The sequence below is a fragment of the Mycobacterium sp. M23085 genome, from assembly GCF_045343915.1.
GTDB lineage: Bacteria > Actinomycetota > Actinomycetes > Mycobacteriales > Mycobacteriaceae > Mycobacterium.
The window spans coordinates 1,242,173-1,256,698 of record NZ_CP174280.1 but is presented as its reverse complement, the minus strand read 5'-3'; the positions used below and the strand labels follow the sequence as shown (position 1 = coordinate 1,256,698).

Here is a 14,526-nt window from a genome sequence, read left to right as displayed (position 1 = left end):
GTTCGGATTCATCACAGGTCTTCGCTGGGTGGCAGCGCGGCGATGGCCACCGCCTCGGCGGCGCGGCCGGAGATCGCCGCGACATAGACCTGGTCGCCGGCCTGGATCACGGTTTTGGGCTCGGGCAACACGCCCGTCCCGAAACGGATCAGGAAGGCGACCCGGGCGCCGGTGGCCTGCTCGAGATCGGTGACCCGATGCCCGATCCAGTCCTCGTGCAAGACGACCTCGGACACGGCGACGGTTCCGGTCGGATCGCGCCACTTGGCCGTCTCCGTCTCGCGCAGCAGGGCGTTGAGGAGCCGGTCGGTGGTCCAGGGCACGGTCGCGATGGTGGGAATGCCCAGACGCTCGTAGACCTCGGCGCGCTTGGCGTCGTAGATGCGGGCGACGACTCGCTTGACGCCGAACGTCTCCCGGGCCAGTCGCGCCGAGATGATGTTGGAGTTGTCGCCGGACGACACGGCGGCAAACGCGTCCGCTTCCTCGATGCGCGCCCTCAGCAGCACATCTCGGTCGAATCCCTGGCCCAGCACCCGCTCACCGGCGTATTCGGGGCTGAGCCGGTTGAACGCGGTGCTGTCACGGTCGATGACCGCGACGTCGTGTCCGATGCGGGAGAGCCCGTCGGCGACCGAGGAACCGACCCGGCCGCAACCCATCACCACTACTCGCAACTTCAGGTCCTCCCGGGCCGCGTCCTGAGCCCTTCACCGGCAACCCGCGTCGGCGGCCGTTCTCGGTCGGCAAACATTCTCCTACGAACGCTACCGCCAAACCCGTTGGGGCTTACCCTTGGCTCTCGTGTCCAAACTTTCAACCGCCACCCGTCGGTTGCTTATCGGTCGGCCGTTTCGCAGCGACCGGCTGAGTCACACGCTGCTGCCCAAGCGGATCGCCTTACCGGTGTTCGCCTCCGACGCTTTGTCCTCGGTCGCGTACGCGCCCGAGGAGGTCTTCCTGATGCTGTCGGTGGCCGGGGTGACGGCCTATGCACTGACGCCGTGGATCGGGCTGGCGGTGGCAGCGGTCATGCTGGTGGTGGTGGCCAGCTACCGGCAGAACGTCCACGCCTACCCGTCCGGCGGCGGCGACTACGAGGTGGTCACTACCAATCTCGGCGACACCGCCGGCCTGGTGGTCGCCAGCGCGTTGATGGTGGATTACGTTCTGACCGTTGCCGTCTCGACGGCGTCGGCGATGGCGAACATCGGCTCGGCGATCCCGATCGTGGCCCAGCACAAGGTGTTCTTCTGCGTGGTGTCGATCCTGCTGGTGATGGCCCTGAACCTGCGCGGGGTGCGCGAGTCCGGGTTGGCGTTCGCCATCCCGACCTATGCGTTCATCGTCGGTGTCCTGGTGATGATCGGCTGGGGTCTGTTCCGCATCTTCGTGCTGGGCAATCCGCTGCGGGCCGAGTCCGCCGGCTTCCAGATGCATTCCGCCCACGGCCCGGTCGTCGGTTTCGCCCTGGCGTTCCTGGTGGCGCGGTCGTTTTCGTCGGGGTGCGCGGCGCTGACGGGTGTCGAGGCGATCAGCAACGGGGTGCCGGCGTTTCAGAAGCCCAAGTCGCGCAACGCGGCGACCACCCTGTTGATGCTGGGCGGCATCGCGGTGACCCTGCTGATGGGCATCATCGTGCTGGCCCAGCAAACCGGCGTGCAGCTCGTCGAGGACCCCGCGACGCAGCTGGGTGGGTCGCCGCCGAATTACTACCAGAAGACCCTGGTCACCCAGCTGGCGCAGGCGGTGTTCGGCAGCTTTCACATCGGGTTCTTGTTGATCGCCACGGTCACCGCCCTCATCCTGGTGCTGGCGGCCAACACGGCGTTCAACGGGTTCCCGGTGCTCGGCTCGATCCTGGCGCAGCACAGCTACCTGCCGCGCCAATTGCACACCCGCGGAGACCGATTGGCGTTCTCCAACGGCATCCTGTTCCTGTCCGGGGCGGCGCTGCTGGCGATCATCGCGTTTCGTGGCGAGGTCACCGCGCTGATCCAGCTGTACATCGTCGGGGTGTTCATCTCGTTCACGCTGAGTCAGATGGGCATGGTCCGGCACTGGACCCGGTTGCTGCGCACTGAAACCGATCCGCGGGCGCGGCGCAAGATGATGCGCTCGCGGGCGGTCAACACGGTCGGATTGCTGTCCACCGGCGCGGTGCTGTTGGTGGTCCTGGTCACCAAGTTCGCAGCCGGGGCGTGGATCGCCCTGTTCGCGATGAGCCTGCTGTTCGGGATCATGAAAATGATTCACCGGCACTACAACACCGTGAACCGCGAACTGGCGGAGCAGGCCGCCGCCCAGGAAGACGTGGTGCTGCCCAGCCGCAATCACGCCGTGGTGCTGGTGTCGAAGCTGCACCTGCCGACACTGCGTGCGCTGGCCTACGCCAGGGCCACCCGGCCCGACGTTCTGGAGGCCGTCACGGTCAGCGTCGACGACGCGGAAACCCGCGAACTGGTGCACAAGTGGGAGGAAAGCGAGATCAGCGTCCCGCTCAAGGTCATCGCCTCGCCGTACCGTGAAGTCACCCGTCCGGTATTGGAATACGTCAAGCGGGCCAGGGAAGAGTCGCCGCGCACCGTGGTGACGGTGTTCATTCCGGAGTACGTGGTGGGCCACTGGTGGGAACAGGTGCTGCACAACCAGAGCGCCCTACGGCTCAAGGGGCGGCTGTTGTTCATGCCCGGCGTCATGGTGACTTCGGTTCCGTGGCAGTTGAGTTCGTCGGAACGGCGCAAGACCCTGCAGCCGCACGTGGCGCCCGGTGACGCTCGTCGGGGTATCTTCGATTGACCCGCGATTCGACACGCGCACCGCGCCCGGCGGCGCCCGCGGTGGGGGAGCTGACCCTGACCACCGATGCCCCCGCCAACGGCGGCAGCTGCGTCGCGCATCACGAAGGCCGCGTGGTGTTCGTCCGGTACGCGTTGCCCGGGGAGCGGGTGCGGGTCCGGGTCACCGCGGACCGCGGATCTTATTGGCACGCAGAGGTTCTCGAGGTTCTCCAGCCGGCGGCCGGCCGCGTCGCGTCGCTGTGTCCGATCGCCGGGGTGGGCGGTGCCGGCTGTTGTGACCTGGCCTTCGCCACCCCGGAGCTGGCCCGCACACTCAAGGCCCAAGTCGTGGCCAATCAGCTCGAGCGGCTCGGCGGGCATGCGTGGAGCGGAGAGGCCGAGCCGCTGGCGGATTCGGCGACGACGGGGTGGCGGACCCGCGTCCGGCTCGACGTGGGTCCCGACCGTCGCGCGGGCTTTCACCGGTACCACAGTGAGGAATTGGTGACCGACCTGCGCTGTGCGCAGCTGCCGGACGGCATGCTCGACGGGATCGCCGAGGGCGAGTGGCCCCCGGCCGCCCAGCTGCATGTGGCCGTCGACGACGACGGCGCCCGCCACGTGGTGCGCACCCTGCGGCAGGGCCGGCAGACCGCGACCAAGGTCGTGGAGGGTCGCTACGAGGCGGTGCAGCGCGTGGCGGGCCGCAGTTGGCAGGTGCCGGTGACCGCCTTCTGGCAGGCGCACCGCGCAGCGGCTGGCGTGTACAGCGAACTGATCGCCGACTGGGCGCAGCCGGGCGCGGGCATGCGCGCGTGGGATTTGTACGGCGGCGCAGGGGTTTTCGCCGCGGTGCTCGGCGATGCCGTCGGACACTCCGGGCGGGTGCTCAGCGTCGAGACCTCGCGCGCGTCAACCCGGGCCGCCCGTATCGCCCTGGCCGACCTGACCCAGGTGCACATCGTCACCGACTCGGTGCGCCGCGCGCTGGCGGCCCAGCGCGGGCGCGCCGACGTAGCGGTGCTGGATCCGCCGCGGGCCGGCGCGGGCCGCGAGGTGATCGATCTGCTGGCCGCGGCCGGCGTTCCGCGGGTGGTGCATATCGGTTGTGAGGCAGCGTCTTTCGCCCGAGACATCGGGATCTACCTCGGGCACGGCTACACCGTCGAGAAGATCAAGGTGTTCGACGCATTCCCGCTGACGCATCACACCGAATGCGTCGCGCTGCTGACCCGTTAAGTAAGTACGAAGTACCGAAGCCACAGATAGAGCGCGCAGAGTGCGGTGGACAGCAGGGTGACCAACACGCCCTTGCGGGTGAATTCCCAGAAAGAAATGGGATTTCCCGAACGCACGGCGATGCCCAGCATGACGATGTTCGCAGTGGAGCCGACGGCGGTGAGGTTGCCGCCGAGGTCGCCACCGAGCGCCAGCGCCCACCACAGCGCGTTATGGTGCGCCTGGCCGTGGATGGTCGTGGCGAGATGACCGACGATCGGGGTCATCGTTGCCACGTACGGGACGTTGTCGATGACACCGGACACCAGCGTCGAGAACCCCAGGATCAGCACGGTCGCCACCAGCGCGTTGCCGCCGGTGAAGTTGGCCGCCAACCGGCCCACAATGCCGATGACGCCTGTTTTGAGCAGGGCGCCGACCATGACGAACAGCCCCACCATGAACAGCAGCGTGTCCCATTCGACATGGGAGAGGTAGTCGGACTTTTCCAACCTGGACGCCAGAATGAGCAGACCGGCGCCGAGCAATGCCACCAGCGACGGCGCGATACGTATCGTCGGGGACAAGACGAAGCCGGCGAACACGACGAGCAAGACAACGCCGCACTTGATGAGCAGCAAGCCATCTCGGATGGTCTCGCGCTCTTGCAGCGCCATGACGTCGGCGATGCGTTCGGGGTTGACGGCAGAAAAGCCGCGGAACAACAGCGGTGACACGGCGATGAGGGCCAGCAGCACGATGGCCACGATCGGCGCCATGTTAACCAGGAATGCATTGAACGACAGGCCCTTGCGGGCGCCGATGATGATGTTGGGCGGGTCACCCACCAGCGTCGCCGCACCCCCGATGTTGGAGGCGAATACCTCCGCGATCAACATCGGTACCGGGTTGATCTCCAGCCGCTCGCAAACCAGCAGGGTGACGGGGGCGATCAACAAGACCGAGACGACGTTGGGCAGCACGGCCGAGGCGAGTGCCATCACCAGCATCAGCAGGATCATGATGCGCAGCGGGGAGCCGTTGGCACGCTTGACAGCCCAGATCGCAACGTACTCGAAGACGCCGGTATTGCGCAGGACGCTGACGATCATCATCATCCCCAGCATCAGAAAGATGACATCCCAGTCGATTCCGTTGTCTTCGGAGTAAAACACGTCGGCCGAATCGATCACCGGCAGCATGACCACCAGCCCGGCGCCCACCAGTGCGACCGTTGTCTTGCTGAAGCGTTCGCTGATGAGGAAGGCATACGTGACCAGGAACACCGCGATCGCGTAATACATCATCGGCGCTGCCTCCCCCCGAGGCCCCTCACTGTTGCAGCGCCACGGCCAGCGGGCGCGATGCCGTGACCACTCCTTGCAACTCACCGTCTTCGACCACGGCGACCGGCTGACTGCTCGACCGCGGCGTGTGGACGGCTCTCGCATCGCTGCTGAGCCTCAAGGATTCGGCGAGATCCGGCTCAGCGGTCAGACCGCCCGGTCGGTGGTGGCGCCGCAAGCTGTACCTCCTGGGGTCGTTGAACTGCAACGCCGACCAGGCTTCCCGGCACACCGTGCAGAGAGGTTACCAAAGGCGCGGCCCGGAGCCGGACGGCGGAATTTGAAATTGTCTGATGGGACCACTCGCCACGAGCTGCGTAGACTGACTGGATGCTGGAACAGATCCGCGGGCCCGCTGATCTGCAGCACCTTTCCCACCATGAACTTTGCGAGCTGGCCGCTGAGATCCGCGAGTTCCTGATTCACAAGGTTGCTGCCACGGGGGGACACCTGGGGCCCAATCTGGGCGTGGTCGAGCTGACGCTGGCCCTGCACCGGGTTTTCGACTCGCCCCACGATCCGATCATCTTCGACACCGGCCATCAGGCCTACGTCCATAAGATGCTGACGGGTCGCGCCCACGAGTTCGAGAGCCTGCGCAAGAAGGGCGGGCTGTCCGGATATCCGTCGCGGGCCGAGAGCGAGCACGACTGGGTGGAGTCCAGCCACGCCAGCGCATCCTTGTCCTACGCCGACGGGCTGGCCAAGGCCTTCGAATTGAGCGGGCACCGCAACCGGCACGTGGTCGCGGTGGTGGGCGACGGCGCGCTCACCGGCGGCATGTGCTGGGAGGCGCTGAACAACATCGCCGCTTCCGGCCGGCCGGTCATCATCGTGGTCAACGACAACGGCCGCAGCTACGCCCCGACGATCGGCGGTGTCGCCGACCATCTGGCCTCGCTGCGGCTGCAGCCGGCCTACGAGCAGGCGCTGGAGAAGGGCCGCGACGCATTGCGCGCGTTGCCGCTGGTCGGCAAGATCGCCTATCGCGTCATGCACAGCGTCAAGGCCGGCATCAAGGACTCGTTGTCGCCACAGCTGATGTTCACCGATCTGGGGCTGAAGTACGTCGGTCCCGTCGACGGTCACGACGAACGCGCGGTGGAGGCCGCGCTGCGTCATGCCCGCGGCTTCGGCCGCCCGGTGATTGTGCATGTGGTGACCCGCAAGGGGATGGGCTTCGCCCCGGCCGAGGACGACGAAGCCGAGCAGATGCATTCCTGCGGCGTCATCGACCCGGTGACCGGCCAGGCCACCAAAATCGCCGGCCCCGGCTGGACGGCGGCGTTCTCCGACGCCCTCATCGGGTACGCCAGGAAGCGCCGCGACATCGTGGCCATCACGGCCGCCATGCCCGGGCCGACCGGGCTGACCCCGTTCGGGCAGCAGTTCCCGGACCGTCTGTTCGACGTCGGCATCGCCGAGCAGCACGCGATGACGTCGGCGGCCGGGCTGGCCATGGGCGGCATGCATCCGGTGGTGGCCATCTATTCGACCTTCCTCAACCGGTCCTTCGATCAGATCATGATGGACGTGGCGCTGCACCGGCTGCCCGTCACCATGGTGCTCGACCGGGCCGGCATCACCGGTTCGGACGGCGCCAGCCACAACGGCATGTGGGACATGTCGATGCTGGGCATCGTGCCCGGCATGCGGGTGGCCGCGCCCCGGGACGCCACCCGGTTGCGTGAGGAACTCGGTGAGGCGCTCGACGTCCACGACGGCCCCACCGCGCTGCGTTTCCCCAAAGGTGATGTGGGCGAGGACCTTCCGGCGATCGAACGCCGGGGATCGGGCATCTCGGGTGTGGACGTGCTCGCCGTCCCGGCCGGCGGATGCAACCACGACGTGCTGCTCGTCGGCGTCGGCGCGTTCGCGCCGATGGCGCTGGCGGTGGCCAGGCGGCTACAGGACCAGGGGATCGGCGTCACGGTCATCGACCCACGCTGGGTACTGCCGGTGTCGGAGAGCGTTCTGGAACTGGCGGCCCAGCACAAGCTCGTCGTCACCTGCGAGGACAACGGGGTCAACGGCGGGGTGGGTTCGGCGGTGTCCGCCGCCCTGCGCCGCGCCGAGATCGACGTTCCGTGCCGTGACGTCGGCCTGCCGCAGCGGTTCTTCGAGCACGCCTCCCGCGGTGAGCTGCTGTCGGATTTGGCGCTGACCGACCAGGACGTGGCCCGCCGCATCACCGGGTGGGTCGCCGCGTTGGCCAGCGGCGTCGCCGAAGCGGAGATCCGCGAGCACCTCGACTAATCGGGGGGCTGCGCGGTCTCCGGCGGCGCCTGCAGGGCGCGCGCCAAGGCCGGGTCCACCAATTCGCGCTGCCAGGGCCGGGCCTGCCCGGCGCGCAGGAACGTGTCGACGGCGTCGAACGCATCGGGCACTGGCGTCCAGTCCCAGCACAGTCGTCGCACCAGGTCGGGCGAGACCAGGTTCTCGGTGGGGACGTGGACCCGCTCGGAGACCTCCGAGAGCGCCGCGCGCGCGGCCTCCAGCCGGGCGGCGGCCTCCGGTTTGCGCCTGCTCCATCGCGCCGGCGGTGGCGGCCCGTTCGGCGGCTCGCTGTCCCCGGGCGGGTTCTTGGTCCGGCGGGCCTCGTCCAGCGCCGCCAGCCACGTCGCCGCACTGCGGCGCTGATTGCGCCCACCGAACACCGGCAAGGCGACGAGCTCCTCGACGGTCGTCGGGTTGGCCAGGGCGGCATCGATGATGGCCGAGTCGGGCAGGATGCGGCGCGGCGCGATGTCGCGGCGCTGCGCGATCCGGTCGCGCGTCAGCCACAATTCGCGGACCGCGGCCAGACCGCGCTGGTCGCGCACCCGATGGATGCCCGAGGTTCGCCGCCACCGGTCCCGCCGCACGGCCGGATCCTTCGAACCCACCTCGCGCAGATATTCGAATTCCTGTGCGGCCCAATCGGTTTTACCTTGCTCGGCCAGCACGTCGGCGATCGCGGCGCGCAGCTCGATGAGCAGTTCGACGTCCAGGGCGGCGTAGTTGAGCCATTCGGCGGGCAGCGGCCGTTTCGACCAGTCCGCCGCGCCGTGCCCTTTGGCCAGCCCGAAGCCCAGCAGCCGTTCGACCATGGTCGCCAGGTTCACCCGGTCGAACCCGGCGAGCCGTCCGGCGAGTTCGGTGTCATACAGCGCCGGCGGCCGCAGGCCGACCTCCTCCAGGCACGGCAGATCCTGATCGGCGGAGTGCAGGATCCATTCGTCGCTGTCGAGCACCTCGGCCACCGGCCGCAGGGCCTCGAGGGGGTCGGCGCCGTGGCTCACCGGATCGATCAGCACGGTGCCGGAACCGGCCCGCCGGATCTGGATCAGGTAGGCCCGGTTGGAGTACCGAAAACCCGATGCCCGCTCGGCGTCCACCGCGAAAGGCCCGTGCCCACGGTCGAGTCGCTGCGCGGCGGCCTCGATGTCGTGAACGCTCACCGAGATGGGCGGGACGCCCTCGGAAGGGTGCGGCAGCGGGGTGGGCGCGGGGTCGGTGCCGACATCGCCGGGCACGCTGCCGCGCGGCCCGTCGGCCGACGGTTCGCCCATGCTAGGCGCGTGACCGGGAGTTCAGGTCGGTGACTCCGGCGGGTGGTAGCCCCGCGGCGTGCTCCAGCACCTCACAGAACGCCTCGACATGCCCGCCGACCGCGGACGACGTCGCGGTCCATGACGCGCGCAGCTCGAGTTGGTGGGCGCGCGGCGGCCCGGAGATGTCTCCGTAGCGCACCGATGTGGTGGCGGTGACGGTACCGCCCAGGGCGACGACTTGCTCCATACGTGACTCCAGTGCCTCGACTAGCCAGCTCCACGCTACTTCGGGCAGCAGCGGGTCGACCGCCTCACTGGGGTCAAGGTCGGCCTGGATGTAGGCGACCATCCGGATGGTGCCGTCCCACGCGTCGGCCCCTTCGGGGTCGTAGAGCAGGATCAGCCGTCCGAAGGCGTCGCCGTCGGATCGTTCTGGAATGATTTCGCGATCGGGATGTTTGACCTCGGCACCCAGGGCGTAACTGTGGGGGGCCAAGCGTTGCGGCGGCCGGATGGGACCCAACTCGATCTCCGGCCGCACGACGACGGCGTTCATCGCCGCTACCGCCTCGCGGAAGGGGGCCGGTTCGGATGAGGTCACTTGGCGCCGCTCCTGTTCATCCCGACCGTTCTGCATCGGCACGGCACGGGTCACAGGGAACGACGGTAGACCTCCAGCCCGACACGCCGCGACAGGCGCGCCGCGTTTCAAACCGGCCGCGACCAAGCCGTTACCAGGCCTCCACCAAAGCTATATGTGCAGCTCAAGCGGCGGTCAGCCGGTAAAACGCGCCGGGCGCTTCTCGCGGTGCGCGGCCAGGCCTTCCTGCACGTCGGGGCCGCTGAAACTGAGGAATTCCAGGCCCACCGAGGTCTCGAAGGTGGGACCCATCATCCGATACCAATGGTTGAGGCTGCGCTTGGTCCACCGGATCGCGTTCTGCGCTCCCTGCGCCAGGTTCTCGGCGATGCGGGTGGCGGTGGGCAGCACGTCGTCGTCGTCGACGCAGGTGGACACCAGTCCGATCCGCTCGGCTTCCTCGCCCAGCAGCGTCTCGCAGGTCAGCAGGTAGTACTTGGCCTTGGCCATGCCGACCAGCAGCGGCCAGCAGATCGCGGCATGGTCGCCGGCGGCGACGCCGAGCTTGGTGTGGCCGTCGATGAGCTTCGCGGTCCGGCCGGCCACCGAGATGTCGGCGAGCAGGGCCACCACCAGTCCCGCACCCACCGCCGGCCCGCGGATCGCGGAGACGACGGGTGTGTCGCAGTTGATCATGTTGTGCACCAGGTCGCGGGCTTCACGCATGATGCGGATCCGGCCCTCGTAGTCGTTGATGGTCTCGTCGATCAGGTCGAAGCTGCCGCCGGAGGAAAAGGCCTTGCCCTCCCCGCGGACCAGCACGGCGCGCACCGCGGGATCGCGGTCGATCACCGGCCAGATGTCGGCGAGGTCGCGGTGCATCTGCGGCCCGACCGAATTGAGCCCCGGGGAGTCGAGAACCAGCGTCAGCACGCCGTTCTCGCCGAGCTCGCGGCGCAGGCTGGGGAAGTCGTCGTAACTCGCCGCGGGCTGACTCACTGGCATCACCGAGCTCCTGACGTTCAAACGGTTGCGGTCGTTGATAGTACGCAGCGCGGTTCGGTCCTCTGCGGTCATGGCAGCATTGAGGCCGATGAGTACTCGCCGCGATCTTCCCGAGTCGCCGTATCTGGCGGCCGTGAGCGGCCGCAAACCGAACCGGGTGCCGGTGTGGTTCATGCGGCAGGCCGGTCGTTCGCTGCCCGAATACCGGGCGCTGCGGGCCCAGACCGACATGCTGTCGGCCTGCTTCGACGCCGAGCTGGTCTGCGAGATCACCCTGCAGCCGGTGCGCCGCCATGACGTCGACGCGGCGATCCTGTTCTCCGACATCGTGGTGCCGCTGCTGGGTGCGGGCATCGACCTGGACATCGTCGCCGGGGTGGGGCCGGTCATCGGGTCACCGGTGCGTACCGCCGCGGATGTAGCAGCGATCAAACCCCTTGAGCGGCAACGGGTTCAGCCGGTGTCCGACGCGGTTTCGCTGCTGGTGGCCGCGCTCGGCAACGTTCCGCTGATCGGCTTCGCGGGCGCCCCGTTCACGCTGGCGTCCTATCTGATCGAGGGCGGACCCAGTCGCCACCACGCGCGCACCAAGGCGATGATGCTGGCCGAGCCGGACACCTGGCATGCGCTGATGGAGAAGCTCACCGACATCACCGTGGGCTTCTTGCGGGTGCAGCTCGACGCGGGAGTGGACGCCGTCCAGGTGTTCGACTCGTGGGCCGGGGCGCTGTCCCTGGCGAACTACCGCGCCTATGTGCAGCCGCACAGCAGCCGGGTTTTCGCGGCGCTGGCTGACTACGGCGTGCCGATGACCCACTTCGGGGTCGGCACCGCCGAACTGCTGGGCGCGATGTCGGCGGTCGGCGCGAACGTGGTGGGCGTGGACTGGCGAACGTCCCTGGCCGACGCGGCCGCACGCGTACAACCCGGTACGGCGTTGCAGGGCAACCTCGATCCGGTGGTGGCGCTGGCGGGCTGGCCGGTGGTGGAGCGAGCCGCTCGCGCGGTCGTGGACGACGGACGGCGGGCGATCGACGCCGGCGCCGCCGGTCACGTCTTCAACCTCGGCCACGGGGTACTGCCCGAGACGGATCCCGGCGTGCTGACCGACCTGGTGTCGCTGGTCCACTCCCTATGACTTCGCCCTCGTATTGTGTTGTAGGGGGCGGTGTTTCGGGGCTGACGGCGGCCTATCGGCTCCGCATGGCCGCCGGCGCCGACGCGGCGATCACCTTGTTCGATCCGGGGGACAGGCTCGGCGGAGTGCTGCGCACCGAGCTGGTCGCCGGGGTGCCGATGGACGTGGGCGCCGAGGCCTTCGTGCTGCGTCGCCCCGAAATGCCGGCGCTGCTGGCCGAAATGAATCTGTCTGAGCGTCAACGGGTTTCGACCGGCGCGCGCCCGCTGATCTACAGCGGGCAGGAGTTGCGGGCGCTGCCGGCAGGCACCGTCGTCGGGATCCCGTCGTCGGCGGCGTCGGTGGCGGGGCTGGTCGACGAGGCCACGGTGGCCCGCATCGAGGCCGAACCCGCGCGCCCGCTGGTGTGGCAGGCGGGCAGCGACCCCGCGGTGGCCGACCTGGTGGGTGACCGATTCGGTGACCAGGTGGTATCCCGATCGGTGGACCCCCTACTGAGTGGGGTTTATGCGGGTTCGGCGGCCACCATCGGCCTGCGCGCGGCCGCCCCGACTGTGGCCGCGGCGCTGGACGGCGGCGCCACCAGCCTGACCGACGCGGTGGCTCAGGCGCTGCCGCCGGCCACCGGCGCGCCGGTGTTCGGGGCGCTCGACGGCGGCTATCAGGTGCTGATCGACGAGCTGGTCGCGCGCGGGCGCCCGCGCTGGGTGCGCGCCGCGGTGTCACGGCTCGAGCCCGCCGAAGCCGGCTGGTCGGTGATCGACGACACCGGCGCCCGTTGGGCCGCCGACGCGGTGATCGTGACCGTGCCGGCGGGTCGGTCTTGCCGCCTGCTGGCCGAGATCGCCCCGCGCAGCGTCGCCGCCGCCGGACGCATCCGCAGCGCATCGTCGGTGGTGATGGCGCTCGCCGTGCCGGGCGATACCGCGTTTCCCGAGTGTTCGGGCGTGCTGGTGGCCACCGGCGAGCCGTTGCGTGCCAAGGCCATCACTTTGTCGTCGCGCAAGTGGGGTGCTCGCGGAGGCGCGCAGCTGCTGCGGCTGTCGTTCGGGCGGTTCGGCGATCGGGTGGCGGCCGAAACGTCCGACGACGAGCTGCTGACCTGGGCGCTGGGCGATCTGGCCAGCGTGTTCGGGCTGACCGTCGACCCCGTCGACGTCCGCGTCCAGCGCTGGATCGACGCGATGCCGCAATACGGGCCCGGCCATGCCGAGCTGGTCGCCGAGGTGCGGGCCGGGCTGCCCCCGACGCTCGCCGTGGCCGGCAGCTACCTCGACGGCATCGGTGTGCCGGCCTGCGTCGGCGCGGCCGGTCGCGCGGCCGAACGTGTGATCAGGGCCATCGGAGACTTGGACGCGCAGGTGGCACGATAGGTTCCATGGCCAAGCTCGACTACGACTCGCTGAACTCCACGATCCGGTACCTGATGTTCTCGGTGTTCTCCGTGGAGCCGGGTGAGCTCGGTGAACAGCGGGACGACGTCATCGACGAAGCGTCGACGTTCTTCAAGCAGCAGGAGGAGCGCGGCGTGGTGGTGCGCGGCCTCTACGACGTCGCGGGGCTGCGGGCCGACGCCGACTTCATGATCTGGACCCATGCCGAACGCGTCGAGGCGCTGCAGGCCACCTACGCCGACTTCCGGCGTACCACCGCGTTGGGCCGGGCCAGTGCGCCGGTGTGGAGCAGCGTGGCGTTGCATCGGCCGGCCGAGTTCAACAAGAGCCACATCCCCGCGTTTTTGGCCGGCGAGGAACCCGGCGCCTACATCTGCGTGTATCCCTTCGTGCGGTCCTATGAGTGGTACCTGCTGCCCGACGAGGAACGCCGCCGCATGCTCGCCGAGCACGGCATGGCCGCGCGCGAATACAAGGACGTCCGCGCCAACACGGTGCCCGCGTTCGCGCTCGGCGACTACGAGTGGCTGCTGGCCTTCGAGGCCCCCGAACTGCACCGCATCGTGGACCTGATGCGGGAATTGCGCGCCACCGACGCCCGTCGGCATACCCGCGAGGAGACACCGTTTTTCACCGGACCGCGGGTGCCCGTCGAGCAGCTGGTGAACTCCCTGCCATGACCGCGCCGGCGACGATGCAGTGGGGGCACCTCCCGCTTGCGGGGGACGAAGCGATGAGGAGAAGCGGCGCCATATGACCCAGCCATTCGACCCGACCGACCCCACTCGCTTCGAGGAGATGTACCGCGACCAGCGGACATCGCACGGCCTGCCGGCCGCCACACCGTGGGACATCGGCGGCCCACAGCCGGTGGTCCAGCAGCTCGTCGCGTTGGGCGCCATCAAGGGTGAGGTGCTCGACCCGGGCACCGGCCCCGGCCATCACGCCATCTATTACGCGTCCAAGGGATATTCGGCGACCGGCATCGACGGGTCGGCCGGCGCCATCGAGCGTGCCCGGGAGAACGCCGAAAGGGCCGGCGTCTCGGTCAATTTCGAGCTGGCCGACGCGACGAAGCTGGAAGGCTTCGACGGCCGGTTCGACACGGTGGTCGACTGCGCTTTCTACCACACCTTCAGCACCGAGCCCGAGCTGCGCCGGTCCTATGTGCAGGCGCTGCACCGCGCCACCAAGCCGGGCGCGCGGCTGTACATGTTCGAGTTCGGCGAACACAACGTCAATGGTTTCAAGATGCTGCGGTCGTTGTCGGAGAACGACTTCCGCGACGTGCTTCCCGACGGTGGCTGGGAGATCACCTATCTGGGCACCACCACCTATCGGGTCAACGTGAGCGTCGAGTCCATCGAGGCGATGGCCAGGCGCAATCCCGACATGGCCGATCAGGCGGAGAAGCTGCTGGAGCGCTTCCGGGTGATCGAGCCGTGGCTGGAGGGCGAACGGGCACACGCCCCGTTCTGGGAAGTGCACGCCACCCAAATCGACTGAGGGGCGGCCGACCGCCGCCGTCCCGC

12 protein-coding genes and 1 pseudogene are annotated in these 14,526 nt (G+C 68.7%); 8 read left to right on the top strand and 5 right to left on the bottom strand.

What is annotated here, in order from left to right; translation table 11 throughout:
- Positions 1-11 precede the first annotated feature (11 nt).
- Positions 12-677, bottom strand: a complete 666-nt coding sequence (locus ACIUM1_RS05420; RefSeq protein WP_406816228.1) for a potassium channel family protein — start codon at positions 675-677, stop codon at positions 12-14.
- Positions 678-804: 127 nt separating this feature from the next.
- Between ACIUM1_RS05420 and ACIUM1_RS05415 the strand changes: the two genes are divergently transcribed.
- Together ACIUM1_RS05415 and ACIUM1_RS05410 are read left to right on the top strand one after the other, a co-directional pair.
- Entirely contained in the window at positions 805-2,799 is a 1,995-nt protein-coding gene (locus ACIUM1_RS05415) for an APC family permease (RefSeq protein ID WP_406816227.1), read from the top strand.
- A 41-nt stretch (positions 2,800-2,840) separates the two neighbouring features.
- A complete protein-coding gene (locus ACIUM1_RS05410; RefSeq protein WP_406817541.1) occupies positions 2,841-4,019 on the top strand; it encodes a class I SAM-dependent RNA methyltransferase in 1,179 nt (392 codons plus the stop codon).
- On the opposite strand, the gene ACIUM1_RS05405 is transcribed toward ACIUM1_RS05410, so the two are convergent.
- Positions 4,016-5,305 carry an SLC13 family permease gene (locus ACIUM1_RS05405; RefSeq protein WP_406816226.1) on the bottom strand — a complete coding sequence of 430 codons (1,290 nt, stop codon included), beginning with the start codon at positions 5,303-5,305 and terminating at the stop codon, positions 4,016-4,018. The two genes, ACIUM1_RS05410 and ACIUM1_RS05405, sit on opposite strands and share 4 nt — an antisense overlap.
- Positions 5,306-5,674: 369 nt before the next feature.
- Between ACIUM1_RS05405 and dxs the strand changes: the two genes are divergently transcribed.
- Positions 5,675-7,600: a 1-deoxy-D-xylulose-5-phosphate synthase gene (gene dxs / locus ACIUM1_RS05400; protein WP_406816225.1), complete on the top strand. Its 1,926-nt coding sequence runs from the start codon at positions 5,675-5,677 to the stop codon at positions 7,598-7,600.
- Here dxs and ACIUM1_RS05395 read toward each other — a convergent pair.
- The 3 genes from ACIUM1_RS05395 to ACIUM1_RS05385 form a co-directional block, all read right to left on the bottom strand.
- Positions 7,597-8,895: an HRDC domain-containing protein gene (locus tag ACIUM1_RS05395; RefSeq protein WP_406816224.1), complete on the bottom strand. Its 1,299-nt coding sequence runs from the start codon at positions 8,893-8,895 to the stop codon at positions 7,597-7,599. The two genes, dxs and ACIUM1_RS05395, sit on opposite strands and share 4 nt — an antisense overlap.
- Before the next feature lies 1 nt (position 8,896).
- Positions 8,897-9,514 (bottom strand): DUF3000 domain-containing protein, encoded by a 618-nt coding sequence (locus tag ACIUM1_RS05390; RefSeq protein WP_406817540.1) that lies wholly within the window; start codon positions 9,512-9,514, stop codon positions 8,897-8,899.
- 138 nt (positions 9,515-9,652) lie between these two features.
- The gene (locus tag ACIUM1_RS05385; protein WP_406816223.1) at positions 9,653-10,462 is read right to left on the bottom strand and encodes an enoyl-CoA hydratase/isomerase family protein; all 810 of its coding nucleotides are present in this window, start codon (positions 10,460-10,462) and stop codon (positions 9,653-9,655) included.
- 88 nt (positions 10,463-10,550) lie between these two features.
- Between ACIUM1_RS05385 and hemE the strand changes: the two genes are divergently transcribed.
- The 5 genes and pseudogenes from hemE (at position 10,551) to ACIUM1_RS05360 (ending at position 14,500) form a co-directional block, all read left to right on the top strand.
- Positions 10,551-11,600, top strand: a complete 1,050-nt coding sequence (gene hemE, locus ACIUM1_RS05380; RefSeq protein WP_406816222.1) for a uroporphyrinogen decarboxylase — start codon at positions 10,551-10,553, stop codon at positions 11,598-11,600.
- Complete coding sequence (locus tag ACIUM1_RS05375; protein ID WP_406816221.1) at positions 11,597-12,973, top strand: protoporphyrinogen oxidase; 1,377 nt, start codon at positions 11,597-11,599, stop codon at positions 12,971-12,973. The genes hemE and ACIUM1_RS05375 overlap by 4 nt, the downstream gene beginning before the upstream one ends.
- A gap of 5 nt (positions 12,974-12,978) precedes the next feature.
- Complete coding sequence (gene hemQ / locus ACIUM1_RS05370) at positions 12,979-13,674, top strand: hydrogen peroxide-dependent heme synthase (RefSeq protein ID WP_406816220.1); 696 nt, start codon at positions 12,979-12,981, stop codon at positions 13,672-13,674.
- A gap of 1 nt (position 13,675) precedes the next feature.
- A pseudogene (locus tag ACIUM1_RS05365) lies at positions 13,676-13,744 on the top strand (16S rRNA (guanine(966)-N(2))-methyltransferase RsmD); the annotation flags it as partial.
- A gap of 3 nt (positions 13,745-13,747) precedes the next feature.
- The gene (locus tag ACIUM1_RS05360) at positions 13,748-14,500 is read left to right on the top strand and encodes a class I SAM-dependent methyltransferase (RefSeq protein ID WP_406816219.1); all 753 of its coding nucleotides are present in this window, start codon (positions 13,748-13,750) and stop codon (positions 14,498-14,500) included.
- Positions 14,501-14,526: the final 26 nt, after the last annotated feature.

What these genes read in the sequence shown, in the direction of transcription:
- ACIUM1_RS05405 (WP_406816226.1), bottom strand. Translation starts at nt 5,305, where the DNA reads ATGATGTATTACGCGATCGCGGTGTTCCTGGTCACGTATGCCTTCCTC.
- ACIUM1_RS05360 (WP_406816219.1), top strand. Translation starts at nt 13,748, where the DNA reads ATGACCCAGCCATTCGACCCGACCGACCCCACTCGCTTCGAGGAGATG.
- ACIUM1_RS05385 (WP_406816223.1), bottom strand. Translation starts at nt 10,462, where the DNA reads ATGCCAGTGAGTCAGCCCGCGGCGAGTTACGACGACTTCCCCAGCCTG.
- dxs (WP_406816225.1), top strand. Translation starts at nt 5,675, where the DNA reads ATGCTGGAACAGATCCGCGGGCCCGCTGATCTGCAGCACCTTTCCCAC.
- hemE (WP_406816222.1), top strand. Translation starts at nt 10,551, where the DNA reads ATGAGTACTCGCCGCGATCTTCCCGAGTCGCCGTATCTGGCGGCCGTG.
- ACIUM1_RS05395 (WP_406816224.1), bottom strand. Translation starts at nt 8,895, where the DNA reads ATGGGCGAACCGTCGGCCGACGGGCCGCGCGGCAGCGTGCCCGGCGAT.
- hemQ (WP_406816220.1), top strand. Translation starts at nt 12,979, where the DNA reads ATGGCCAAGCTCGACTACGACTCGCTGAACTCCACGATCCGGTACCTG.
- ACIUM1_RS05390 (WP_406817540.1), bottom strand. Translation starts at nt 9,514, where the DNA reads ATGCAGAACGGTCGGGATGAACAGGAGCGGCGCCAAGTGACCTCATCC.
- ACIUM1_RS05375 (WP_406816221.1), top strand. Translation starts at nt 11,597, where the DNA reads ATGACTTCGCCCTCGTATTGTGTTGTAGGGGGCGGTGTTTCGGGGCTG.